General features: G+C 51.8%; 26 protein-coding genes and 3 tRNA genes. 11 read left to right on the top strand and 18 right to left on the bottom strand.

What is annotated here, in order from left to right; genetic code table 11:
• Complete coding sequence (locus KXR87_RS13425; RefSeq protein ID WP_437432741.1) at positions 1 to 480, top strand: Hcp family type VI secretion system effector; 480 nt, start codon at positions 1 to 3, stop codon at positions 478 to 480.
• Positions 481 to 1,527: 1,047 nt separating this feature from the next.
• On the opposite strand, the gene KXR87_RS13420 is transcribed toward KXR87_RS13425, so the two are convergent.
• Positions 1,528 to 1,603 (bottom strand) — tRNA-Asn (locus tag KXR87_RS13420).
• A 331-nt stretch (positions 1,604 to 1,934) separates the two neighbouring features.
• Here KXR87_RS13420 and nac point away from each other — a divergent pair.
• Both nac and cbl read left to right on the top strand, forming a co-directional pair.
• The gene (gene nac / locus KXR87_RS13415; RefSeq protein ID WP_437432740.1) at positions 1,935 to 2,852 is read left to right on the top strand and encodes a nitrogen assimilation transcriptional regulator NAC; all 918 of its coding nucleotides are present in this window, start codon (positions 1,935 to 1,937) and stop codon (positions 2,850 to 2,852) included.
• Positions 2,853 to 2,953: 101 nt separating this feature from the next.
• Complete coding sequence (cbl, locus tag KXR87_RS13410; RefSeq protein ID WP_437432739.1) at positions 2,954 to 3,904, top strand: HTH-type transcriptional regulator Cbl; 951 nt, start codon at positions 2,954 to 2,956, stop codon at positions 3,902 to 3,904.
• Positions 3,905 to 3,958: 54 nt separating this feature from the next.
• Here the strand turns inward: cbl and KXR87_RS13405 are convergent, their stop codons facing one another.
• Complete coding sequence (locus KXR87_RS13405) at positions 3,959 to 4,435, bottom strand: N-acetyltransferase family protein (RefSeq protein ID WP_437432738.1); 477 nt, start codon at positions 4,433 to 4,435, stop codon at positions 3,959 to 3,961.
• Between the two features lie 91 nt (positions 4,436 to 4,526).
• Here KXR87_RS13405 and KXR87_RS13400 point away from each other — a divergent pair, with 91 nt between their 5' ends.
• Complete coding sequence (locus tag KXR87_RS13400; protein ID WP_437432737.1) at positions 4,527 to 5,474, top strand: LysR family transcriptional regulator; 948 nt, start codon at positions 4,527 to 4,529, stop codon at positions 5,472 to 5,474.
• Positions 5,475 to 5,501: 27 nt separating this feature from the next.
• On the opposite strand, the gene KXR87_RS13395 is transcribed toward KXR87_RS13400, so the two are convergent.
• Positions 5,502 to 5,577 (bottom strand) — tRNA-Asn (locus KXR87_RS13395).
• A 100-nt stretch (positions 5,578 to 5,677) separates the two neighbouring features.
• Positions 5,678 to 6,475 carry a DgsA anti-repressor MtfA gene (gene mtfA / locus KXR87_RS13390; RefSeq protein ID WP_437432736.1) on the bottom strand — a complete coding sequence of 266 codons (798 nt, stop codon included), beginning with the start codon at positions 6,473 to 6,475 and terminating at the stop codon, positions 5,678 to 5,680.
• A 93-nt stretch (positions 6,476 to 6,568) separates the two neighbouring features.
• On the opposite strand from mtfA, the gene KXR87_RS13385 reads away from it, so the two are divergent.
• Positions 6,569 to 6,658, top strand: a tRNA-Ser gene (locus KXR87_RS13385).
• Positions 6,659 to 6,952: 294 nt separating this feature from the next.
• Here the strand turns inward: KXR87_RS13385 and KXR87_RS13380 are convergent.
• Entirely contained in the window at positions 6,953 to 8,032 is a 1,080-nt protein-coding gene (locus KXR87_RS13380; RefSeq protein ID WP_437432735.1) for a porin, read from the bottom strand.
• Positions 8,033 to 8,622: 590 nt separating this feature from the next.
• Here KXR87_RS13380 and KXR87_RS13375 point away from each other — a divergent pair.
• On the top strand, positions 8,623 to 9,324 hold the full coding sequence (locus KXR87_RS13375; protein ID WP_437432734.1) for a phosphohydrolase: 702 nt from the start codon (positions 8,623 to 8,625) through the stop codon (positions 9,322 to 9,324).
• Between the two features lie 18 nt (positions 9,325 to 9,342).
• On the top strand, positions 9,343 to 9,804 hold the full coding sequence (locus KXR87_RS13370) for a very short patch repair endonuclease (protein ID WP_437432733.1): 462 nt from the start codon (positions 9,343 to 9,345) through the stop codon (positions 9,802 to 9,804).
• 7 nt (positions 9,805 to 9,811) lie between these two features.
• Here the strand turns inward: KXR87_RS13370 and yedA are convergent, their stop codons facing one another.
• Positions 9,812 to 10,723 carry a drug/metabolite exporter YedA gene (gene yedA / locus KXR87_RS13365; RefSeq protein WP_437432732.1) on the bottom strand — a complete coding sequence of 304 codons (912 nt, stop codon included), beginning with the start codon at positions 10,721 to 10,723 and terminating at the stop codon, positions 9,812 to 9,814.
• Between the two features lie 186 nt (positions 10,724 to 10,909).
• On the opposite strand from yedA, the gene KXR87_RS13360 reads away from it, so the two are divergent.
• The 3 genes from KXR87_RS13360 (at position 10,910) to dgcQ (ending at position 13,894) form a co-directional block, all read left to right on the top strand.
• The gene (locus tag KXR87_RS13360) at positions 10,910 to 11,821 is read left to right on the top strand and encodes a DUF808 family protein (RefSeq protein ID WP_437432731.1); all 912 of its coding nucleotides are present in this window, start codon (positions 10,910 to 10,912) and stop codon (positions 11,819 to 11,821) included.
• 79 nt (positions 11,822 to 11,900) lie between these two features.
• Positions 11,901 to 12,083, top strand: a complete 183-nt coding sequence (locus KXR87_RS13355; RefSeq protein WP_437432730.1) for a YodC family protein — start codon at positions 11,901 to 11,903, stop codon at positions 12,081 to 12,083.
• 95 nt (positions 12,084 to 12,178) lie between these two features.
• Positions 12,179 to 13,894, top strand: coding sequence for a cellulose biosynthesis regulator diguanylate cyclase DgcQ (gene dgcQ, locus KXR87_RS13350; RefSeq protein ID WP_437432729.1), 1,716 nt, complete (start codon positions 12,179 to 12,181; stop codon positions 13,892 to 13,894).
• On the opposite strand, the gene KXR87_RS13345 is transcribed toward dgcQ, so the two are convergent.
• On the bottom strand, positions 13,849 to 14,688 hold the full coding sequence (locus KXR87_RS13345) for a mannosyl-3-phosphoglycerate phosphatase-related protein (RefSeq protein WP_437432728.1): 840 nt from the start codon (positions 14,686 to 14,688) through the stop codon (positions 13,849 to 13,851). The two genes, dgcQ and KXR87_RS13345, sit on opposite strands and share 46 nt — an antisense overlap.
• 304 nt (positions 14,689 to 14,992) lie before the next feature.
• Positions 14,993 to 15,217, bottom strand: coding sequence for a YodD family peroxide/acid resistance protein (gene yodD / locus KXR87_RS13340; protein ID WP_437432762.1), 225 nt, complete (start codon positions 15,215 to 15,217; stop codon positions 14,993 to 14,995).
• Between the two features lie 128 nt (positions 15,218 to 15,345).
• Between yodD and dsrB the strand changes: the two genes are divergently transcribed.
• A complete protein-coding gene (dsrB, locus tag KXR87_RS13335; protein ID WP_437432727.1) occupies positions 15,346 to 15,534 on the top strand; it encodes a protein DsrB in 189 nt (62 codons plus the stop codon).
• 41 nt (positions 15,535 to 15,575) lie between these two features.
• On the opposite strand, the gene rcsA is transcribed toward dsrB, so the two are convergent.
• The 10 genes from rcsA to fliJ form a co-directional block, all read right to left on the bottom strand.
• Complete coding sequence (rcsA, locus tag KXR87_RS13330) at positions 15,576 to 16,199, bottom strand: transcriptional regulator RcsA (protein WP_437432726.1); 624 nt, start codon at positions 16,197 to 16,199, stop codon at positions 15,576 to 15,578.
• Between the two features lie 271 nt (positions 16,200 to 16,470).
• Positions 16,471 to 17,265, bottom strand: coding sequence for a flagellar biosynthetic protein FliR (gene fliR, locus KXR87_RS13325; protein ID WP_437432725.1), 795 nt, complete (start codon positions 17,263 to 17,265; stop codon positions 16,471 to 16,473).
• A 6-nt stretch (positions 17,266 to 17,271) separates the two neighbouring features.
• Positions 17,272 to 17,541 carry a flagellar biosynthesis protein FliQ gene (gene fliQ, locus KXR87_RS13320; protein WP_437432724.1) on the bottom strand — a complete coding sequence of 90 codons (270 nt, stop codon included), beginning with the start codon at positions 17,539 to 17,541 and terminating at the stop codon, positions 17,272 to 17,274.
• A gap of 9 nt (positions 17,542 to 17,550) precedes the next feature.
• Positions 17,551 to 18,288 (bottom strand): flagellar type III secretion system pore protein FliP, encoded by a 738-nt coding sequence (fliP, locus tag KXR87_RS13315; protein WP_437432723.1) that lies wholly within the window; start codon positions 18,286 to 18,288, stop codon positions 17,551 to 17,553.
• Positions 18,288 to 18,662, bottom strand: coding sequence for a flagellar biosynthetic protein FliO (gene fliO, locus KXR87_RS13310; protein ID WP_437432722.1), 375 nt, complete (start codon positions 18,660 to 18,662; stop codon positions 18,288 to 18,290). Before fliO ends, fliP begins: the two co-directional genes overlap by 1 nt.
• Positions 18,663 to 18,670: 8 nt before the next feature.
• Positions 18,671 to 19,090, bottom strand: coding sequence for a flagellar motor switch protein FliN (fliN, locus tag KXR87_RS13305; RefSeq protein ID WP_437432721.1), 420 nt, complete (start codon positions 19,088 to 19,090; stop codon positions 18,671 to 18,673).
• Positions 19,087 to 20,091: a flagellar motor switch protein FliM gene (gene fliM / locus KXR87_RS13300; protein ID WP_437432720.1), complete on the bottom strand. Its 1,005-nt coding sequence runs from the start codon at positions 20,089 to 20,091 to the stop codon at positions 19,087 to 19,089. The genes fliN and fliM overlap by 4 nt, the downstream gene beginning before the upstream one ends.
• Positions 20,092 to 20,095: 4 nt before the next feature.
• Entirely contained in the window at positions 20,096 to 20,572 is a 477-nt protein-coding gene (fliL, locus tag KXR87_RS13295; protein ID WP_437432719.1) for a flagellar basal body-associated protein FliL, read from the bottom strand.
• A gap of 104 nt (positions 20,573 to 20,676) precedes the next feature.
• The gene (fliK, locus tag KXR87_RS13290; RefSeq protein WP_437432718.1) at positions 20,677 to 21,912 is read right to left on the bottom strand and encodes a flagellar hook length control protein FliK; all 1,236 of its coding nucleotides are present in this window, start codon (positions 21,910 to 21,912) and stop codon (positions 20,677 to 20,679) included.
• Positions 21,909 to 22,352 (bottom strand): flagellar export protein FliJ, encoded by a 444-nt coding sequence (gene fliJ, locus KXR87_RS13285; RefSeq protein WP_437432717.1) that lies wholly within the window; start codon positions 22,350 to 22,352, stop codon positions 21,909 to 21,911. Before fliJ ends, fliK begins: the two co-directional genes overlap by 4 nt.
• Between the last annotated feature and the right edge of the window lie 8 nt (positions 22,353 to 22,360).

The following is a 22,360-nucleotide window of genomic DNA, read 5'->3' as shown; positions in this document are numbered from 1 at the left end:
ATGGCAAACGTAACGTATCTGACGCTGAACGGACAACTTCAGGGGCTGATTTCAGCGGGCTGCTCATCACTGGCGTCTATTGGTAATAAGGCGCAGATTGACCACATGGACCAGATTATGGTGCTGAGCATGAATCATAGTTTGAGCCGAGCGCAAAACGTCAATCATCTGATGATGACGGTGCGTAAGCCGATGGATAAATCTTCTCCCCTGCTGAATAAGGCCATCTCGGAAAATGAGTGCCTGACCTGTGATTTTGATTTCTACCGTACTAACCGTTTCGGGATAAATGAACTGTACTATAACCTGAAACTGATTAACGCCCGGATAGCAAAAATTGATCTGATCGTTCCTCACGCCGTTACCGATAGTCACGGACAACCCGAAGAGTCATTATCGTTGACCTATGAGAGTATTAGCTGGGAGCACTGTATCGCCGGAACCAGCACCTACAGCCTGTGGGAAGAGCGGCTTTTCTGAGAAATACTCTTTTTTGCCGTGGAGCCTCCAGGGATGATTCAGCTTATGCCAAAACAGTACCTAACAGTAAAGACATTATTGCTCTGACGTCCGACAGAGGGATGATTGCATTTAAATGAGGCTGCACGTTGGTCCTGAAATTATGCATGTTTACATTGCTATCAGGAGGAGTCTGTCATTGACGATTTTTGTCAGAAATCACTTGATAAAAGCGGAGTCTGGTTGGCTTTTTCAATATCCTGTTAGGCTATTGTAAGCGTTCACGATGCAGGCCTTTAAAAAGGATAAACCAGAAGTGTCGTCAAAACAGATATGTTAATCATCTGAGGTGCTTTCCCTCCAGATAGGGTGTGGCTTGCCCGGGAATATATTATTTATCGCTTTTAACAATGTCGGGGGATATTGCAGTTCGGTTGTTGCAGGCAATGTTGAAATGAAAAGGTTATTAAAGATTTCTTTTAAGGAGATATATGGAGGCTTCGTAGCGCTATGTGTTTTCTTGCAATTTTACAACGTTTTTATTTTATTCATCTTTTATTATCAGATTGCAGTAGTGAATTATCCATATTGATATCGAAAGCTGTTACACTTACATTATCATGGGTGTTTTAAAAATATTCTTTTATTATTACTTGAAGATTGAATGATTTAATATTGCATCAAGTAACGACGTCAATGTTGTATACATCAATATAATCTCAGTTCCTTTCGTATGGGTGGGCCCGGCCAGATTTTATGTCAGAAATGATGCACCTTCTCTTCATTTAAAGCGACGCTCAGGTGAACAGAGGCGTGTAACACCGGGGTGACTCGCACTACGGACCGCCTGAGCCGGTTACGCTAAAGGATCGTGCGGGTGCGGTTAAGTTGCGTGTTTTTGAGCCGCTAGAGACAGCAGCGATCACTTCGTCATCGAGGAACGTGACACTGCCTCAAACCAACAGCTTTGCTTAAAACGGAGAGAGAAGTGAAAATACACCGGGAAGGTTTTTCAGGCTAACTTATTGAATCGTTAGTGATTCGCAAAGTGGCATGAAAACAAGAATTTGGCTCCTCTGACTGGACTCGAACCAGTGACATACGGATTAACAGTCCGCCGTTCTACCGACTGAACTACAGAGGAATCGTGTGAACGGGGCGCATATTAGCGATGCCATTAAACCTTGTCAAAGGCTGTAACGTTTCCCGCGAACTGTTTGCTGACAATTTCAGCAAACCGCGCGCAGGTTAAGCATCTGGCCCGGTATTGCACCATCATGAAGCAGAAGCGTCTCTTATGGGGCAAATAACGAACCCGTGTTTCAGTTATCACTATCGCTGCTTTTATCAGAATCTCTTATTATCCAGCCCCTTAGGCATAACGGAAATTCTTGCCAAAAACTGGCAAGCATCTTGCAACTCCTCCGACAACATAAATGCCCACCGTGGCACTGGTATCCCGAACAGGAGGCAAAATGAACCTAAGACGCCTGAAATACTTCGTCAAAATCGTTGATATCGGAAGCCTGACGCAGGCTGCAGAAGTACTTCACATTGCACAGCCAGCGCTGAGTCAGCAGGTGGCCACGCTTGAAGGTGAGCTGGACCAGCAATTACTCATCCGCACCAAACGCGGCGTTACCCCCACTGAAGCGGGAAAAATTCTCTATACCCATGCGCGTACTATCCTGCGGCAATGTGAGCAGGCCCAGATGGCGGTAAATAATGTAGGGCAGTGTCTGCGCGGGCAGGTCTCTATAGGCCTTGCACCGGGTACGGCGGCCTCTTCTGTCACCATGCCGCTGTTGCAGGCGGTGCGTAATGAACTGCCGGAGGTGACGGTCTATCTGCATGAGAATAGCGGTGCGGTGCTGAACGAAAAATTGTTGAGCGGCCAACTGGACATGGCCGTACTGTATGAGCGCGCACCCGGCACGGGGATAACCAGCCTTCCGCTACTGAAGGAGGATCTTTATCTGGTGGGAACGCGGGACTGCCCCGGGCAGAGTGTGGACTTAACCGCGGTCGCTGAAATGAATCTGTTCCTGCCGCGTGATTACAGTGCCGTTCGCCTGCGGGTGGATGAAGCCTTCTCCCTGCGCCGCCTGACGGCAAAAATCATCGGCGAAATCGAATCTATTTCTACGCTGACAGCGGCGATAGCCAGCGGGATGGGCGTTACGGTTCTGCCGGAGTCCGCTGCGCGTTCTTTGAGCAGCGCGGCAGGAGGCTGGATGGCGAGAATTACCACACCATCAATGAGCCTGCCCTTATCGCTCAATGTCTCCGCGCGAGGCGCGCTCTCTCCCCAGGCACAGGCGGTAAAAGAAATTCTTATGTCTCTGGTCAGCCGTCCGACGCTGGATAACCATGAACTACAGCTGGTGAGTTAAGTTTTATTCCATAACGGAATAAGATGCGGGTTTTTATTATTTGTTCTCTCAGGCCTCAGACTTTAACAATACCGTCATGTCTGATGGCCCTGGAGGGAAGGGTGAATTTCCAGCAACTGAAAATTATCCGGGAAGCGGCGCGCCGGGATTTTAATCTTACCGACGTTGCCAATATGCTTTACACATCACAGTCGGGTGTCAGTCGTCATATCCGGGAGCTTGAAGAAGAGCTGGGGATTGAGATTTTCATCCGTCGCGGTAAACGTCTGTTGGGCATGACCGAGCCGGGTAAAGCGCTACTGGTCATTGCCGAACGCATTCTCAATGAAGCCAGCAATGTGCGTCGCCTTGCCGATCTCTTCACCAACGATACCTCAGGCGTTCTGACTATCGCCACGACCCATACCCAGGCGCGTTACAGCCTGCCGTCGGTGATAAAATCTTTCCGCGCTTTGTTTCCTGAAGTGCGTCTTGAACTCATCCAGGGGACGCCCCAGGAGATTGAGGCGTTATTGCACAACGGTGGTGCAGACATTGGCATTGCCAGTGAACGCCTGAGCACGGACCCTTCGCTGGCGGCATTTCCCTGGTTCCGGTGGCATCATAGCCTACTGGTGCCCCAGGATCATCCGCTGGTGCAATGTTCGCCGCTCACACTCGAGGAGATCAGCCGTTGGCCGCTGATAACCTATCGTCAGGGCATTACCGGGCGTTCCCGTATTGATGAAGCGTTTGGCCGAAAAGGGCTGCTACCGGATGTGGTACTGAGCGCGCAGGATTCAGATGTTATCAAAACCTATGTTGAGCTGGGGCTGGGGGTGGGCCTGGTTGCCGAGCAGTCAAGCGGCGAGAATGAGGAGGGTAAACTTGTCCGGCTCGATACCCGTCATTTGTTTGATGCCAACACGGTGTGGCTTGGGTTAAAACGGGGTCAGTTACAACGTAACTATGTCTGGCGCTTTATTGAGCTTTGTAATGCGGGCCTGTCCGTTGAGGATATAAAACGCCAGGTTATGGAAGCCGATGAAGAGGCCATTGATTACCAGATCTAATAACCTTTTCCCCGCGCAGCTATGCTGTCGCGGGCGGGTATGAATGAACTGGCGTTATTCGGCAAATTTGCGTAGCGCATCACCGTCAAGGCGATAACGCACCCATTCACTCTGGGGAAGTGCACCGATACTGAGATAAAAATCAATGGCCGGCTGATTCCAGTCCAGCACGCTCCACTCAAGGCGGCCACATTTTCGTTGTACGGCGCATTGCGCAATGTGCTTAAGTAGCGCCTTGCCGGCCCCTTTGCCACGAAAATCCGGAGAAATATATAAATCTTCCATGTAGATACCGTTGCGACCGAGCCAGGTTGAGTAACTGGTAAAGAAGACGGCATAGCCCGCGATTTTTCCTTCGATTTCGCAAATCAACGCTTCCGTTTTACTGCCTTCACCAAACAGGGTGGCGGCGATCTCATCCGGCGTCGTCACAACCTCTTCTGGGGCTTTTTCATACACGGCCAGCTCATAAATCATGTCGTAAATGGCCTGGGCGTCAGCCGGGCGTGCCTGGCGGATGAGGGTACTCATTGATATTTCTGTCCTTTCATGGGTGGTCAACATTGATAGCGCCAAGCATAAGCGTTATCGTTAAAAGAATTAAGTGCAATGAAATCACTGGTTGATGAATATTATGCATTCAGTTCTGCGGCGTCTCGATTTAAACCTTTTGCTGGTGTTCGATGCCATCTACCGACATCGTTCGGTAAGGCTGGCGGCAGAGGAGCTGGCGATGAGCACGTCAGCACTGAGCCATGCGCTTTCGAGACTGCGGGTGAGCCTTAACGATCCGCTTTTCTTCCGTGAGGGCCACACCATGTGCCCCAGCGTGTATGCAACATCGCTCGCAGCGTCGATTGCCTCCGCCCTCAAATTCCTTAATCAGGAGCTGACGCCACAACCGGCATTTGTTCCTTCGGCCAGTACGGACTGCCTGCAGATTGCCATTACGGATTTTACGGCATTTTGTATCTTCCCTGCGTTGATGAACCACTTACAGAAGCAGGCGCCGGGTCTGCGTTTTGAGCTCCGCTATTTACCCCACAGCCCGGCGCTTACCGAATTACTGGCCGGAGAGATCGATCTGGCGCTGGGTTTCAGCGCCCCTGATGACAGGGGTCATCCTGAACTCGATGAGATAGGCTGGTTTGAGGATGAATATGTGGTTATCAGCAATCGTGCCCGCAACGGGTTAACGCTGGATGAGTATCTCGCCGCGCGGCATGTAGTGGTGACCCCCTGGAATGAGAAAATGGGGATACTGGATCTGCAGCTTGCGCAGATGGGCCATGCGCGTCAGGTGACGGTAAAAACACCCTCTATGCTCAGTGCGCCTTTTATGGTTGCGCAGAGTGACCTGCTGATGGCGATGCCGCGCTATGCGGCAGAAAAATTGTCTTCCGCCGCTCCGGTGAAGATATTTCCTTTACCCTTTAACGTACCGGCGTTTGAAGTGAGAATTTATTCACATAAGCGCAGCGGTAAACGGGCGGTAACGGACTGGCTGAAGCAGACGTTGCTGGTACTGAGACAGGAAATTTGCGCGAAAGAGAGCAAAAAGCCCGCTTAAGATGCCTTAAGCGGGCTTTTTAAAATTTGGCTCCTCTGACTGGACTCGAACCAGTGACATACGGATTAACAGTCCGCCGTTCTACCGACTGAACTACAGAGGAATCGTGTGAACGGGGCGCATATTACTTGCCACGTCGGGGTGTGTCAACGCTAAATTTAACCTGCTGATTCAATTGATTAATTAAACCGCAGGCTGTGGTTTTAATGTACGCGTTTCTCATGCGTATCTGGTGCATGGGGCCTGTCGCGCAGCCGGGTTAAGGGATCCTGACCATAAAAGGCACAGAACCGTTGCCAGAGCAGCGGAAAACGAGGGGCAAAGAGTTCCGGGGCACTGAAAAAGTATTCGGACAAGACCGCAAAACATTCAGCGGGATCGGTTGCGGCATAAGCATCGATACTCGCCGCGCTTTCTCCCACCAGATCGATTTCATCCTGAATGTTGTCCATTGCGGCACGCAGGTCGTGTTCCCATCCGGCAACTTCACGCAACGCAATATAAGGGATGCCGTTTGCACGGTCGCCGTTGCGGGCATCGAGTTTATGGGCGACTTCGTGAATGATCAGGTTGAAACCCGAAGCATCAAAAGAGTCCTGGATATCCAGCCAGTTGAGGACAACAGGACCCTGCTGCCAGCTCTGGCCTGACTGGACCATGCGCTGGCTGTGCACAAGCCCGATGTCATCTTCCCATTCGTCATCCACCACAAACGGGGCAGGGTAGATGAGGACTTCATGAAAGCCGTCCAGCCACTCGAGACCGAGTTCGAGCACGGGCAGGCAAAATATCAGGCTAATCCGGGCGCTCTTGAGGGCATCAAGCTCGAAACCCTGCAGCGCAACCAACCGTTTCTGTTGCAAAAAACGGTAAGCCAGATGCACCAGCTTCGTTTGCTCTTCTAAAGTCAGACTCGCCAGTAGAGGGATATTCAGCGCATCTTCCCACGGAAATTCAGCGTCTTGGGAAGTTTCTTTCGTTTTCCAGGGCCACTTTATCATCGCTTTGCTCGCAAACTCGCCACTTGAACCCCATTCACGGGAGAGGGGCTGTTAAAATGCCAAATAACCTGGCATGATGGCAACCATTGAAACGGAGAGATGCCGGAGCGGCTGAACGGACCGGTCTCGAAAACCGGAGTAGGGGCAACTCTACCGGGGGTTCAAATCCCCCTCTCTCCGCCACTTCTTATTGATTTCCTTCCGAAATCTCCCGCCTGAAGGCCATGAATGTTACACATCATGGACAAACCTGTCATGTGCATAGCTCTCATAAACGTAACGCAATCTACGCTTTTATTCGCCGCGAAGTGAAATCCTTTTTCTCATTTTGTGGCCTCTCTTCTTTTTTAAAGCGTAGCCAGAAAACCGGTAGCGTAATGAAGTGCAAATCCGACGAGGGTGCCAGAGTAAAGAGGGCGATGCAGGGGCAGGCATAAAAAGCCCGCAGTCTGCGGGCTTGAGTGAGCGGGGATAAGTTTAGAACTGGTAAACGATACCCAGCGCGAACTGGTCATCTTTATTGGTGCCGGTTTCTTTGACGTAGTGAGTGTCATCCAGCAGATTGAACTGATAGGCCGCGTAAACGTTCATATTTTTATTGAAATAGTACCAGGTACCCACTTCAATGTAATTCACGCGCGAGGCATCGCCGCCTTTGAATTTACCGCGACGGCTCAGATCATCGCCCTTAGAGTAAACATAGCCGAGTGATGGACGCAGACCGAAGTCAAACTGATACTGCACAACGGCTTCGAAGTTTTGTGTTTTGTTGGCGAACTGTTTATCTGTTTCGACGGTCATGTTACGGGTTTCGCCGTACATCATTGCGGCATAAATATCGTTAGCATCATATTTCGCAGCAATTGACCAGACTTCAGCGTTGTCGCCTTTACGGTCTAAGGACTGCTCGTCGGTACGATCGGATTTGCCATAGGTTGCAGCAACACCAAAGCCTTCATAATCATAGGAGGCAGACATCGCGTAGCCGTCGCCATTCTGCTGGGTCACGCTATGATCACTATCGTTTTTACCCTGATACTGCAGCGCCAGGTTCAGGCCTTCAACCTCACCGAAGAAATCGGTCACGCGGTAGGTGGCAACGCCGTTGGTACGACCATTCATAAAGTTATCGGCTGCAGCCCAGGAGTCACCACCCCATTCGACCAGCATATCGGTGTAGGCCGCCACATCATAGGCCACGCCGTAGTTACGACCATAATCAAATGAGCCAAACTGACCGAACTTCAGCCCTGCGAACGCCAGACGGGTGCTCTCATCCTGGGTGCCTTCAGGGGTATTCGCCTTCATATTATATTCCCACTGACCGAAGCCTGTGAGTTCGGAATTTATCTGGGTTTCACCCTTAATACCAATACGCGCATAAGAGGTATCGGCATTTTCGCTATTGCTGTTATCGGTGTTTGTCCAGACTCGTTCACCAACGACTTTGCCGTAAAAATCAACTTTATTACCGTTTTTATTATAAATTTCTGCTGCGTTAACTGCGCCTGCGGCTAATAACGCTGGAATTACCAGTGCCAGTGCTTTTCTTTTCATAATCTATTCCCTTAAGATCATAATTTTTATGAATGTCAGTAACTTCATCCGAAATTACAGCTTGATACTATTCTATGAAGTTCATTTAAATTTACGACAAAGATGTAACTAAATGGGTTTAAATATTGCAAAATATTTCATCAAGGAGTTATATTTTTGCCATGAATTCAAATAATTAAGCATATTCATGCAATGATTGAATCAAATGTGATTTAAGTTATGGATGGCGAATTTTACAATGCCTTAATGTATGAAATGTTGGTTGTGAATATATTTTTATGAACTATTTGCTGGGTCTATATGAAAAAAACCCGAACTGACGTTCGGGTATTCCTGAGGAAGGCAAAAGTAAGTGTTAATAAATCAGAAGCTACTCAATGCAGTTAGCCTGCAAATAATGTCACAGGTTGGCGGAAAAATACAGATCTGTGTCTGAAAATTAAATAATTCATTCTTCAAATGCAAAGGCTGAAATTATTCATTAAAATATTAAAACAGATAAGCTCCACCGAAAATGCACTCAGGCTGTTTCACCCGCCTGAGCGGATACAAAAAAGAAGGGGTGAAGGTGCTGATAAAACGGAAAGATAATGACGGTAACGCAGTGGCAGCCACGTTTTGACGCCTGGCTGCATCAACATTATACCGGGGCCGATGCCGCGCACGATGTGACCCATTTTCGCCGGGTATGGCAAACGGCGCAGCATTTATGTGAAGGGGAATCCGTGGACGAGCGGATCATTCTGGCTGCCTGTTACTTTCACGACATCGTGAGCCTGCCCAAAAATCATCCGCAACGCCATCAGGCATCGCAAATGGCTGCACGCAAAGCCCGCGACATTCTGCAAACCGACTTCCCTGATTTTCCCTGCGAATGCTACGACGGGATAATGCATGCCATTGAGGCGCACAGCTTCAGCGCCGGCATTGTGCCGCAAACGCCGGAGGCCAGAATAGTACAGGATGCCGATCGCCTTGAAGCACTGGGCGCAATAGGGCTGGCACGAGTTTTTGCCGTGTCCGGCGCACTTGGCGTAGCCTTATTCGACGGCAATGATCCTTTTGCGGACCATCGTGTGCTGAACGATAAACAGTATGCCCTGGACCACTTTCGCACCAAGCTGCTCTCGCTTCCGCAGACGATGCAGACAGCAAAAGGGCGTGAGCTGGCTCGCCATAACGCCGGGTATCTGGTGCAGTTTATGGCGAAACTGGCCGCTGAACTGCGCGGCGATTTTTACGGCACGGACGAGAGCATACTCACACGCTTTCGTCCCTCATACTCTGAATGAGTGATAGCGAGGCAGGTGATGGCTGACGTTCATGATAAAGCGACACGCAGTAAAAATATGCGCGCGATTGCGACCCGTGATACGGCTATTGAGAAGCGCCTCGCCACGTTACTCGATGATCTGGGACTGGCCTACCGTGTTCAGGCGGCGGATCTCGCAGGGCGGCCCGATTTTGTGCTGGATGAGCAGCGCTGCGTCATTTTTACCCACGGTTGTTTTTGGCATCACCATGACTGCTATCTCTTTAAGGTGCCGGCGACGCGCACGGATTTCTGGCTGGAGAAAATTGGTAAAAACGTTGAGCGTGACAAGCGCGACATCGCCCTGCTGCGCGAACAAGGCTGGCGGGTGATGGTGGTCTGGGAGTGTGCATTACGTGGGCGTCTGAAACTGTCAGCCCCGGCGCTGTCAGAACGCGTTGAAGAGTGGATCTGCGAAGGCGGTGACGCCGCGCAGATCGACACTCAGGGCATTCACTAACCGGGGCTTATTTCTCAGTTTTGCAGGCAGTGATAACCGGACGAGCCGGGAAGAGATATTTCCCAAGGGTCACCAGCACGACGGCCATGATAATAATGCCCAGCGCTATCCACTCGGTTGATGAGAGATATTCTCCGCCGAAACCTGTGCCCAGTAACACAGCCACAACCGGATTAACATACGCGTAGCTGGTCGCCACGGCCGGGCTGACATTACGGATGAGATACATGTAGGCATTAATGGCGATAATAGAACCAAATAGCGCCAGATAGCCCACGGCTAAAAACCCTTCGGTGGTCGGCAGTGTCGTCAGGCGTTCACCGGACAGCCACGAGGCGGCCAGCAGTACAATGCCTGCCGCCAGCATCTCGATGGCACCAGCCATCATACCGATGGGCAGTGTGATACGTGAACCGTAGACAGAGCCGAAGGCCCAGCTCATGGATCCGACAAGGATCATCAGTGCACCCCAGGGATTACCGCTGAGGTTACCTCCGCTGTTAAGCAAAATGATGCCGGCAAGACCAATCGCAATCCCCATCCACTCAAGCTTGCGCGTTTTGATACCAAAGAAGTGGCTAAAGCAGAGCGTGAACAGGGGCACCGTCGCAACGACCACCGCAGCAATACCGGAAGGCACATTCTGATGTTCGGCCACGGTGACAAAACCATTACCTACAGCAAGCAGCAGTACGCCAATCAGGGCGGCATTCAGAAGGGGCCGAAGCGGAGGAAGTTTGTGTCCGGTCAGCAGTAAAAAGGCGGTCAGCAACAGTCCGGCTGAGAGAAAACGTGTCCCTGCCATCAAAAACGGTGGCCAGCTCTCAACGCCTATGCGGATAACAAAATAGGTGGAACCCCAGATAATATAAAGTGCAAAAAGTGAACCCAGAAGCGGTAGAACGTGCCGGAATCGCATACTCCCTCACTGCGAAATAAAAAGGAAGCATATAGTTAACGCGAAAACTATCGGACTTGCGAGAGGCGAGTGGTGTTTTACTGTTAAATTTCTGTTGCCAGTGCTCAAGCGATTTTCGTACCTCGCTTTTTACATCATACTTAGGTGGTGAATCGATCATGACGGCTTTTAATAAGGAAGGATATTTTGGCAGGAAGTAGCTTATTAACTCTTCTGGATGACATTGCCACACTGCTGGATGACATTTCAGTGATGGGTAAACTGGCGGCAAAGAAGACAGCAGGTGTACTGGGGGATGATCTCTCCCTGAACGCGCAGCAGGTGACGGGGGTACGTGCAAACCGTGAGCTGCCGGTGGTCTGGAGCGTAGCGAAAGGCTCGCTGCTTAATAAAGTCATTCTGGTTCCGCTGGCGTTGCTCATCAGTGCGTTTATCCCCTGGGCGGTTACGCCTTTATTGATGGTGGGCGGGGCCTTTTTGTGTTTTGAAGGGCTGGAGAAAGTGGTTCATACCCTCCATGCGCGTAAGCACCCCGAAAGCCCGGAAGTGAGACAACAGCGTCTTCAGGCGATAGCCGCGCAGGATCCTAAAGTATTTGAGCGTGACAAGGTGAAAGGCGCAATACGTACGGACTTTATCCTCTCAGCCGAAATCGTCGCTATCACGCTGGGTATTGTGGCGGAGGCGCCTCTGCTCAACCAGGTTCTGGTGCTGTCAGGCATTGCGCTGATAGTGACGCTGGGAGTATATGGCCTGGTCGGTATCATCGTTAAGCTGGATGACATGGGTTACTGGCTGGTTGAAAAGAAAGCCATGCTGGCGCAGGTCATCGGCAAGGGACTGTTAATTGTCGCCCCCTGGCTGATGAAAGTTTTATCGGTCGTCGGTACGCTGGCTATGTTTCTGGTGGGCGGGGGGATCGTGGTACATGGTATAGCACCGTTGCACCATGCTATCGAGTCCTTTGCTGCCGGTTACCCTGCCATTTTACAGGCCCTGCTGCCCATGCTGGCAAACCTGTTAACGGGGCTGGTGGTAGGCGCCATCGTGCTGCTGGCGGTCAAAGCCGTCTCCGGACTGCGCAAAGGAAAATCATAAAAAGGGAGGTCCGTTGTTACGCAATTCATGACAATGTCGTCTAAGGTGAAAACGTTTCACCCTGATGCCGGAGGCAATAATGGTCTTTTTGGTCAGTGATGAAGTGACAGCGAAAAACGGCGGCCCTGCCATGATAGTGACCGGTTATGCCAGTGGCATGGTTGAATGCCGCTGGTATGACGGATATGCCGTAAAACGTGAAGCCTTTCGGGAAGAGGAGCTGGTTTCTGGCACCCGACAGTGCGCTTGCGAACAAGCATAGCCATTGAAATGCCCGGCATGCCCGGGCGTTTTCATTTAGGGTCGCATCGTCTGCGGGCAACGTAATGCTACCTTTCACCATCCCAGGGAGTGACTGTGCGACAGACCAGCGTCGTAAAAAGCCCTTCGAGGCTTGAGAGGCTAAAAAAAGGGTTCGATCCCAGTTGGGTGGTTAACCTTTGCTTCGTTATCGTCCTCGTCTGCTCCACTCTCCTCACATGGCGAGAAGTGGTGGTTCTCCGGGATGCCTATATTGCCAGCGAGCGCAATGCACTGGATAACGTCAGCAATGAGCTGGACAGGCAGTTACAGGTCGGCGTCGATCGCCTGATTTTTTTCCGCAACGGTATGCAGGGCGCGCTGCAAACGCCGCTCGCCTTTGAGGTGTTACGTAATGTGCAGGGAAAATTTGAAGGTCAGAGAATGCTTCCTGACTGGCAGATTGAACTGGATAACCGACGAACACTCCCGCTGTATGGCGTGTCAGATTACTCTGTCGATCAGAGCCCCTTACTGAGCCGCGATAACGAACTCCTGCATAACGAACTCACCGCCGCCCTTGAGCTGGGTTATCTGTTCCGGCTGGCCTCGACATCGGTGATGCGCCCGCGTCAGGCCTGGTACGTTTCCCGCGCGGGCTTCTATCTCTCTACGAACCCGGTCACGCCCCGTGACACTATTACCCGCGAGTACTACCAGTTGCTGACCCGGGCGTGGTTTAGCCAACAGCGTGAAGCGCGTAATACGGGGCGCGGCGTGCGCTGGTTTACCGATCAGGCTCATCAGGCTGGCAATAATGACGCCGTTGTCACCGCCAGTGTGCCGCTCGATTACCAAAATTACTGGTATGGCGTGCTAGCCATGAGTTTCACCGTTACATCATTGCGCCAGATTCTGGTCGAGGCGCGACAGACGGAAAAAGATGGTGACTATCAGCTGTATGACAGTCAATGGTCACTGCTGGCGAGCTCGCTCTCCTCCGCGGATGAGCAGCTTCATGGCTTCACCCCTGACGAACGTCACACCCTCAACCAGGCGATGAGTCGTGAAATGACGGGCTGGATGCGCGTGGGAGCGCGTTTTGTCAGCTGGGAAAAGCTAAGGCATTTTGAGGGTGTCATGCTGCGCGTTCACACCCTGCGGGAAGGACTCGGGGGGGATTTTGGTTCGATAAGCATTGCGCTGGCCCTGTTATGGCTGCTCTTTACCTGTATGTTGCTGATTGCCTGGGGCGTTATCCGCAGGATGGTCAGCAATATGTACCGCCTGCAGCACACATTGCAGTGGCAGGCCTGGTACGATCCGCTCACCCGGCTCCCGAACCGGGGGGCGCTATTCGAGCGGGCAAAGGTGCTCTCTGCCGAAGGCGTGGCGAATCAGCTTCCTTTCTCGGTGATTCAAATCGATCTGGATCACTTTAAACATATTAATGACCGTTACGGTCATCAGGCAGGGGATTTGGTGCTGTCGCATGCCGCACGCCTGATCGGTAGCTCCCTGCGCGAGCCTGACATGGCAGGTCGGGTAGGCGGGGAAGAGTTTTGCGTTCTTCTCCCCGGTAGTACCCTTGAGGAGGCTGCCCGCATTGCAGAGCGCATTCGGGCGCGCATCAGTGGCAAAGAGATCCTGGTGACCAAAAGTCAGACCATCCGTATCAGCGCCTCATTCGGGGTGAGCAGCGCCCAGGAAACCAGTAACTATGATTTTCAGTACCTGCAATCCGTTGCCGACAGCCGTTTATACGTCGCCAAACGTTCTGGTCGTAATCAGGTTTGTGCGCAGGACGCATCGTCCGCGCCACCCAGCATGTGATCCATCCCCTCGCGCCAGCCTGCCGCGCCTTCAAGGGTGGTGTGATAAACGCGCGAGGGAGTGTCATCCCGCAGCTCAATACCCTGACGGTTTAATCCTTTAACCACAATGGCAAAATCGACGTTGTCCAGTAAGGGGGCGTCATTAGGCCCATCTCCCAGTCCAAGCGTAGTGAAAGCGCGGTTGTGATAATGGTGATACTGACGCGTCAGCCAGTTCACCGCCCGATCTTTCCCGGCGCGTTCATCAAGTACGTGCCAGAATCGCGCCCCCTGTACGAAGCGCAGACCCAGGCTTGCCAGCGTAGTATTAAATGTCTCCAGCTGTTCGTCACTGTCGCGCCAGATGACCGTTTCCGACGCCTCCTGCAAACGTGCCAGCCCCGCCTGAGCAGGGGGAAGTCCGGTTACCTCTTCCAGCGCATGCTCATCCAGCTCGCTCAAGGCGGTAAACTTAACCCCATCCCGTTCGCGCAGTTGAGACAGCACGCTAAAGATTTCGTCGTGTGACGCGCCCTGAATAATACGTGGATAATCAGCGCTGTCCTGCCAGTGTTCATCCAGCTGGATAACCGCCCCGTTTTCGGCAATAAAGGGCAAGCCCTGAAGACCCAGAATGCGCTGAATCGCGACCATCTCAGCCGCCGTTTTGCTGCTACAGAGAATGAGCGGAATTTGCTGGTCGCGCAGGCGTGTAAGCCAGGGGGCGGCCGCCTGCCATTCCCCGGTATGATTGTCCATCAGGGTGCCATCAACATCGGAAAATACCAGCAGCGCATCGTGTAATGTGGGCATACAAACTCCTGTAGTTGTTATCAGCCAGGCATTTACTGCTAAGACAAATCTCAATTTAGCCACGCCGCTTTCCGCCCGCCTTAGCAAGATGCGGGTTGGAGGACGCGCCAGCCTTACGTTTGCGTAATTATGTGCCTGAAATATATTTCAAAACTAATGATTGAGACCCCAAATATATCCTTGTCTTGCAAATAGTTTGCGGATACAGTGCGTGCTACATCAGATTCCCTGATGTAACGAATTTTTAAGTGCTTCTTGCGAGAGCAAGCTTTGTCCCGGTCACTCATGACCGGGATTTTTTATTTCAGCGGGTTAACTCGCTGATGCTGAAATCATGGACATCCAGTTCAAAAGCCTCCGCCAGTTCACGCCAGGTATGAAACTCCCGTCCATCGACGCTGACCCGCTCTCCTTCGCTGTCGTCCACGCGCCGGACGTTACTTTCGCTAATCTCATTGATTGCAGCCAGCAACGCATCCACGTCCACGTCACCTTTGACGGTGCCGTTGTTCGCTTTGTCGGTTTTCATCATGCTTACCTCATCGGCTGAGCCAGGATTAAGTATAGTCGGTAGAAAAAATAGCCAGCTGAACGCCAGGACGCTGTCAGGTAATGAGAATTGTTCTACACTGGCACAAATCAGACAGGAGGAGCGTTATGAAGGTTAACGATCGTGTGACGGTCAAGACGGACGGTGGTCCACGCCGCCCGGGAGTGGTGCTGGCGATAGAAGAATTCAGTGAAGGGACAATGTACCTGGTTTCGCTTGATGATTACCCGCTCGGTATCTGGTTCTTTAATGAAAAGGACCATCCGGACGGGGTTTTTGTCGAAAAAGTCGAATAGTTAAATTCGCCCTCCCGGCAAGGAGGGTGAAGCCCTTGGGTTTAGCGCATATTGACGAAAATACCGCTGGTAACATTGTCCGTCAGGCGGACCACGTGATAGATCACTTGCTTATTATGCGTTTTAATTTTCCTTTTAATATTTCCCTTATGTGATGAGACCGTTTTTGCCTTGATATTCATTTGATCCGAAATCTGAATCGTATCCTGCCCGGACATCCACATCTTCAGCATGCTTGATTCCGTGCGACTCAGGGAAAGCGTAGGTAAATTAGCAAGGGCAATATTCTTTTTTTCTTTACTAAGATAATCGGCTAAAAAGACATCCAGAGATTCAGGCTTAATAGATTTTGAACTGATCAATAAGTTTTTTCTGACTAACAGATATTCATCAAAATGAATATTGGCTATTGCCATAAAAACGATAAATAAAGTACGAGGATGTTGATTAATGATTTCTTTGATATGTTGACTGCTTACCGGGTCGTGAATAAAGCAATCCTCATTAATAAACACCACCGATGGCTGTAGCGCGGAACATACTGATTCAAGTTCTTCAACGGTATTTACATCGTTGATTTCTCGCTTCTTAACCCCCCGACTCGCCAGATACCCCGTTAGTCCCAGGCGGGTATAACTGCATAAATCCATGATAATCGTTGACATGGCATACCCTCACTCAATGCGTAACGATAATTCACCCTCGCCAAAGGTCTGAATCACAAAACAAAATAGTAATAACAATGAGCAGGATGTAGACCTCAGGCGAAACCACTATCCCGTAAAGTTACGTATAATTTGCCAGGAATCATCTTAAAGTAAAGTAAATCTTAGGTTATGTGAGAGTGCTAAAAACAATTAAACCGCGTGGGGTATATCGTGGGGGGTATTACGCCAGTTTCACTTTAGGATTATCCTCAAGATGTCCATGAGGTCGTCAGGGAATAGTATTTCGGGGTAACTCGCTCACAATATCCGCTAACAGATTGAATATCTCGCTAAATAAACGTTCGGAGAAAGGAGCAATAAGCGGCATCATTGCCATCATGAGCAACATGCCAACGCTTAAGGTAATGGGAAAGCCGATCACAAACACGGACAGCTGGGGGGCCATTCTGTTGAGCAAACCTAACGCAAGGTTAGCTGTGAGCAGCAAGGTAATAATGGGCAACGCCAGCATCAGTCCATTCAGGAAAATCATGCCAGCCGCACGCGTCAGTGCCATAAACGCATTACTGTTGATAGGATCGCCGCCGACAGGCAGCGTGTGAAAGGTGTCCACCAGCATCGAAATGAGCCATAAATGGCCGTTAAAGGTCATGAACAGCAGTAACACCAGCATATCTACCAGTCGCGCCAGAACCGGCATGTTGAGGTGGTTAGTGGGGTCGACAAAGGTGGCGAAGGAGAGGCCCATCGACAAGCCGATCAACTCCCCAGCGGTACGAATGGCGGCAAAAGCGAACTGCATCGTAAAGCCCAGCGCAATGCCGATCAGCATTTGCTGGAAGATCATCCAGACGGCACTTGCGGAAAAGATAGTGGTGTTATTGACAGGCAGCGTCGGGGCGACAATAAACGTAATCATCAGGCCCAGACCCACTTTCACCCGCCTCGGGATACTCCGCTCGCTCAGAATAGGGGCGGTCATAATTAACGCCATGATGCGAACGAATGGCCAGAAATACATACTGAGCCAGGCAAGCCACTGATCGCTGGAAACCTGCAACATTGCCGCTTACCCGATGATGTACGGCAGGTTAGTAAACAGGGAGCGCATGTAATCCAGCAGCAGGTTCAGCATCCACGGGCCGGCAACGATGATCGCCACGAATACCGCGATGATTTTTGGAATGAATGACAGCGTCATTTCGTTAATCTGGGTCGCAGCCTGCAGGATACTGATGATAAGACCGGTCACCAGCGCGATAAGCAGGAGCGGGGCAGCGAGGGCAAGCGCCACTTTCATGGCCTCGGTGCCCATCATCATGACTGATTCGGGTGTCATTCTTTACTCCTAACTGTAAAAGCTCTGGGCCAGTGAACCGACCAGCAGTTGCCATCCGTCCACCAGCACAAACAGCATCAGCTTAAAGGGCAACGCAATGGTGGCCGGAGGCACCATCATCATCCCGAGCGCCATCAGCACGCTGGCGATAACCAGATCAATAATCAGAAACGGAATAAAAATGGTAAAGCCAATCTGAAACGCCGTCTTCAGTTCGCTGGTCACATAGGCGGGGAGCAGTATCCGCATCGGCACGGCTTCAGGGCCCTGAATTGGCGGGCTGTTTGCCAGACGGGCAAAGAGCGCAAGGTCAGCTTCGCGGGTCTGGCGCATCATAAATTCACGCAGCGGCTGTGCCCCGCGCTCCAGTGCCACATCCACCGAAATCTTGCTCTCAGTGAAAGGCTGATAGGCCTCGGTATAAATTTTATCGATGACCGGAGACATAATAAAAAAGGTCAGAAACAGCGCCAGTCCGAGCAATACCTGGTTTGGCGGCGCAGAAGGCGTACCCAGCGCATTTCGCAGCAGGCCAAAGACGATAATGATGCGAGTGAAACTGGTCATCATCAGCAAAATGGCGGGCAGGAAGGTCAGGGAGGTGATAAAAACCAGCGTCTGCACCGGTAAAGACCAGGTCTGGCCTCCGCCTGCGAGGGGTTGGCTGACGAGTCCGGGAAGCTGGGCAAAAGCGGCAGGGGCGACCAGGCCTAAGCCGGCCAGCGCGAAAGGTAACAAACGGCGCATCAGGATCTCCCGGAACGCTTAAGCAAATTCTTCATCACGGACTGAAAGTCCGGGGTCTTCTCGTTCACCTTCTCAGGTTCGACAGGTGCAGGAGGCAGTTTATGAAGCAGATTGATTTGCCCGGCCGTGACCCCCAGTACCAGTCGCGCATCATCGACATCGACGATGACCACTCGCTCGCGCGGGCCAACGGAGGTACTGGCGCTGATTTTCAACCCGCGAGCGCCTGCGTTTTTACCCGCAAAGCCGGTGCGTTTGGCAATCCAGGCCGCAGCGAGTATCAGGGCAATAATCAGCACCAGTGCGCCACTGACTTGCAGCAGTGGCGAACCGGGTACGGCAGACGGTTGTGTCACCGTGGCCTGGGTTTTCATATCGGGACTTAGCGGCTCAGACGGCGCATACGTTCGGTCGGGGTGATGATATCGGTAATACGAACACCGTATTTATCTGCCACCACCACAACCTCACCCTGCGCGATAAGGTAACCGTTGATCAAAATATCCAGAGGCTCACCGGCCAGACCGTCCAGGGCGACCACTGACCCCTGCGTCAGACGCAGCAGCTCTTTAATGGTCATCCGGGTGCGGCCCAGTTCGACAGTCAGTTTGACCGGGATATCCATAATCAGATCGATATCCTGAAGACTGCCGCTGACATCACCACCGCCCAGTTGCTGGAACACGGCATCTACAGGGCTTTTGTTGCCGCTGGTGGTGGTTTTTTGTTCGTTTAACGCGTCAGCCCACAGATCGTCCATTGCATTGTTGTTGTCATCGGACGGATTGTTCATATCACTCATTTGGGCTGTTCCTCATTCAGCGAATTCAAAATCGGGTTTATCAAATGCTCGACACGCAAGGCGTACTGACCGTTAAGCGTGCCGTACTGGCTGGTGAGTACAGGCACTCCGTCCACATGCGCAATGATGCGATCGGGTTTATCGATCGGCAGGACATCACCGGGTTTGAGCTTAAGTATCTGCGACAGTCGCAGTGATATATCAGCAAAATTAGCAATCAGCTCCAGTTCGGAGTGCTGCACCTGGCGAACCAGGTTATCACGCCAGTTCTGATCTTCAGAACGGGAGTTCTCCAGCGGCGGGTTCACCAGCACTTCGCGCAACGGTTCGATCATGCTAAAAGGCAAACAAATATTAAATTCACCGGTCAGGTTGCCAATTTCCACATGGAACGGCGTGTTGACAACAATATCGTTAGGGGAGGTGGTGATATTGGTAAATTTCACCTGCATCTCTGAACGAACGTACTCAACATCCAGCGGGTGAATCGCTTTCCATGCGTCACTGTAGCCTTCCAGCGCCAGCTTCAGCATACGGTTAATGACGCGCTGCTCAGTGTGGGTGAACTCACGACCTTCCACTTTCGTCGGAAAACGTCCGTCACCACCAAACAGGTTATCCACGGCAATAAACACAAGGCTTGGAGAGAAGACAAAGAGTCCGGTCCCGCGCAACGGTTTGAGATGGATAAGGTTAAGGTTAGTGGGTACGGGTAAGTTACGCGCAAACTCATGGTACGGCTGAATGCGAATGGCACCGACGGTAATATCCGGGCTACGACGCAACAGGTTGAACAGCCCCATACGGAACTGACGCGCGAAACGTTCGTTGATGATCTCCAGCGCCTGCAGTCGCTCACGAACGACACGACGCTGGGTATTAGGGTCATAGGGGCGAATATCCGTGTCGCCACCTACACCCGGTTTCGGATCATCACTCTTATCGCTGTCTCCATTGAGCAGCGCATCGATTTCGGCCTGAGAAAGAATGCTATCGCCCATGTCTTTACCGCAAAATGAAAGCTGTATAAAGCACGTCAGTGACTTCCTGTTTCGGCTGTCCTGGCACTAACGGTGCTGCGAGCGCTTCTTTAATCGAGGCGGAAAGTTTTTCTTTCCCCTCATTGGTTGCTAGCTGTGACGCATCCTGACGGGAGAAGAGCAGCAGCAAACGGCTGCGAACTTCCGGCAGATACTCACTCAGCCTTGCGCGCGTCAGGTCATCTTTCAGACGCAGCGTGATACCGATGTACAACACACGATCCGCATCGCCCAGATTGACCGTAAAAGTATCCAGAGCGAAAAAGACCGGTGCCGGGGGCGGTGGTGGCGCTTCGGCTTCTGCTTTGGCATCCGAATCCGGGTGCTGTTGCATGCGCCAGTAGCTATAGCCCGCCGTGGCACATGCAGCAAGGGTGATTAACACCAACAGCGGGATCCAGATTGAACGCTTACGTTTTTTGGTTATAGCGGTGTCAGTCATCTGATACATGCTTCCTGTTAGGTACTGCTGATAGGCTGATTATCCCGTGTCCTGTTCGCGTCAAAGGGTGGAAAAGACGGGGATAATCATGCTACCTCTGGCGTTTAGGCAAAGATATCAACCGCACTGTTACCACGAGCCGCAGATTGCAGGCTTGCCGGAGTAATCAGCGGCTCATCATCTTCAGTGGCAAAAGGCGTGCTGCGGCCTGACCGGGATGACTGTTGTTGATCGGAGAAAGCGTGCTGCTGACCCGCAAAGCTTTCGCTGCTGATATTACTCTGGCCCAACTGGATCCCGCTTTCCGCCAGAGAGGTGCGCAGGGTGGGCAGGGCCGCTTCCAGCGCCTGGCGCACATGGCTATGCTGTGACACCATCTGCAACTGCGCCATATTGTTATCATCAATTTTAAGCGAGATTTGAATTTTGCCCAACTCTTCCGGGTGCAGATGCAGTTCGGCGTTTTGCTGCCCCTGACGGGTGAAGAGGGTCACATGCTGGCTCAATGTCTGTTGCCATTCATTGCTGCCAAGCGGTGCGCTGAGTACCGCGGCCGACACCGGGGCGCTGGCCTGGGCTGATGATGCCTGGCTGATGACCGGCGCAAGGCTGGTGGTTGTGTTCACCGTCTGGCTGGCACTATCCGCCTCTTTCTTTACCGCCAGAGCAGCGGCCGACTGGAATGCATCATCCAGAGAGGAGAAGGTTTGCTGCGTTTGTGCACCCTCTGCTTTTGACTGGGTCGCAAGTCCGGAGAGATCGCTGTTTTTACCGGTCAGAGAGGAGGCATTAGGGGTGCCGGAGGCCGCCACTGTGGCGCTCACGGAGGCGTCAGTGGTCTGGACTTTCGGCGTCAGCTGGGCCGTTTGCTGATGAGGCAACATCGCCATCAATGCACTCAGGCCGGACATCTCTTCGTCACTTAATGTGGTTTTCGTGTCATCGCTGCTCTTGCTGTTTTTGGTCAGCGCAGCAAGGACATCACTCTTCGCGGTCGGCGAGAGACCCGACAACAAATGCTGCATCTGGACGGATTCATCGGCTGACAGCGACGCTGCGTCTGATGTCTCGCGGGCCAGCAATGCAGCCAGCTTTTGCGCCGGTGTGCCGGTGTTATCAGCAACAAGCGCACGCAGATTCTTCGCAGATTTTCCTCCCGCATTTTGCAGGTCCGTCAGTGAAAGCGTCGCACCGGCATCTTCACCGGCCGCGTTTACACCGCCGAGCGCTCCGGCAAGCAGGGCAAGAAAATCCTGGGCTGCGTCGCCGCCTGCTTTCCCGCTAAGGCTTCCTGCGGTTGCATCCCCATCTGTTGTAAGCATTGTTTGCAGGGTGATCATTCAAATTTCCTCTGGGATGCGCGCTGGGCAAATTCATCCATTTTCTTTTGATCGAGTCGGTTTTCCGCCTGAAGAAGGGCGGCTGCCTGTCTGTCCTGCAACGTCTGCCAGGCCTGAAGGCGTTGCTTTTTCTCTCGCCAGCAGTCCAGGGCGCTGTCCACTTTCTGGGACCACTGCGCTAACTGCTGACGGTGTTGTTCGATGGCTTTTTCCAGCGTCAGAATAAATTGCTGATAGTTTTGCCAGCGCTGAGCATCAATCCCGTGACTCATGTCGGTATTGAGGTTATTACGGTACTCATGCTGATAATCCATCAGCATACGCAGCTGCTCTTCCGCTTGCTGACAACCGCGGCGCATTTCTCCAAGCTTCAGTGCCGCGTCTTCTACTTCTTTTTCTGCCAGATCCTTTAGCGTCGTTAACGCGCTATTTTGCGTCATGATCGTCG

This window comes from Yokenella regensburgei, assembly GCF_051486985.1.
Lineage (GTDB): Bacteria > Pseudomonadota > Gammaproteobacteria > Enterobacterales > Enterobacteriaceae > CBFFRJ01.
This window is presented reverse-complemented; position numbering and strand designations above follow the sequence as displayed.

Coding starts and splice junctions, on each gene's coding strand:
- KXR87_RS13425 (WP_437432741.1), top strand. CDS start 1: ATGGCAAACGTAACGTATCTGACGCTGAACGGACAACTTCAGGGGCTG.
- nac (WP_437432740.1), top strand. CDS start 1,935: ATGAACCTAAGACGCCTGAAATACTTCGTCAAAATCGTTGATATCGGA.
- KXR87_RS13405 (WP_437432738.1), bottom strand. CDS start 4,435: ATGAGTACCCTCATCCGCCAGGCACGCCCGGCTGACGCCCAGGCCATT.
- mtfA (WP_437432736.1), bottom strand. CDS start 6,475: ATGATAAAGTGGCCCTGGAAAACGAAAGAAACTTCCCAAGACGCTGAA.
- KXR87_RS13380 (WP_437432735.1), bottom strand. CDS start 8,032: ATGAAAAGAAAAGCACTGGCACTGGTAATTCCAGCGTTATTAGCCGCA.
- KXR87_RS13375 (WP_437432734.1), top strand. CDS start 8,623: ATGACGGTAACGCAGTGGCAGCCACGTTTTGACGCCTGGCTGCATCAA.
- KXR87_RS13370 (WP_437432733.1), top strand. CDS start 9,343: ATGGCTGACGTTCATGATAAAGCGACACGCAGTAAAAATATGCGCGCG.
- yedA (WP_437432732.1), bottom strand. CDS start 10,723: ATGCGATTCCGGCACGTTCTACCGCTTCTGGGTTCACTTTTTGCACTT.
- KXR87_RS13355 (WP_437432730.1), top strand. CDS start 11,901: ATGGTCTTTTTGGTCAGTGATGAAGTGACAGCGAAAAACGGCGGCCCT.
- KXR87_RS13345 (WP_437432728.1), bottom strand. CDS start 14,688: ATGCCCACATTACACGATGCGCTGCTGGTATTTTCCGATGTTGATGGC.
- yodD (WP_437432762.1), bottom strand. CDS start 15,217: ATGAAAACCGACAAAGCGAACAACGGCACCGTCAAAGGTGACGTGGAC.
- dsrB (WP_437432727.1), top strand. CDS start 15,346: ATGAAGGTTAACGATCGTGTGACGGTCAAGACGGACGGTGGTCCACGC.
- rcsA (WP_437432726.1), bottom strand. CDS start 16,199: ATGTCAACGATTATCATGGATTTATGCAGTTATACCCGCCTGGGACTA.
- fliR (WP_437432725.1), bottom strand. CDS start 17,265: ATGTTGCAGGTTTCCAGCGATCAGTGGCTTGCCTGGCTCAGTATGTAT.
- fliQ (WP_437432724.1), bottom strand. CDS start 17,541: ATGACACCCGAATCAGTCATGATGATGGGCACCGAGGCCATGAAAGTG.
- fliP (WP_437432723.1), bottom strand. CDS start 18,288: ATGCGCCGTTTGTTACCTTTCGCGCTGGCCGGCTTAGGCCTGGTCGCC.
- fliO (WP_437432722.1), bottom strand. CDS start 18,662: ATGAAAACCCAGGCCACGGTGACACAACCGTCTGCCGTACCCGGTTCG.
- fliN (WP_437432721.1), bottom strand. CDS start 19,090: ATGAGTGATATGAACAATCCGTCCGATGACAACAACAATGCAATGGAC.
- fliM (WP_437432720.1), bottom strand. CDS start 20,091: ATGGGCGATAGCATTCTTTCTCAGGCCGAAATCGATGCGCTGCTCAAT.
- fliL (WP_437432719.1), bottom strand. CDS start 20,572: ATGACTGACACCGCTATAACCAAAAAACGTAAGCGTTCAATCTGGATC.
- fliK (WP_437432718.1), bottom strand. CDS start 21,912: ATGATCACCCTGCAAACAATGCTTACAACAGATGGGGATGCAACCGCA.
- fliJ (WP_437432717.1), bottom strand. CDS start 22,352: ATGACGCAAAATAGCGCGTTAACGACGCTAAAGGATCTGGCAGAAAAA.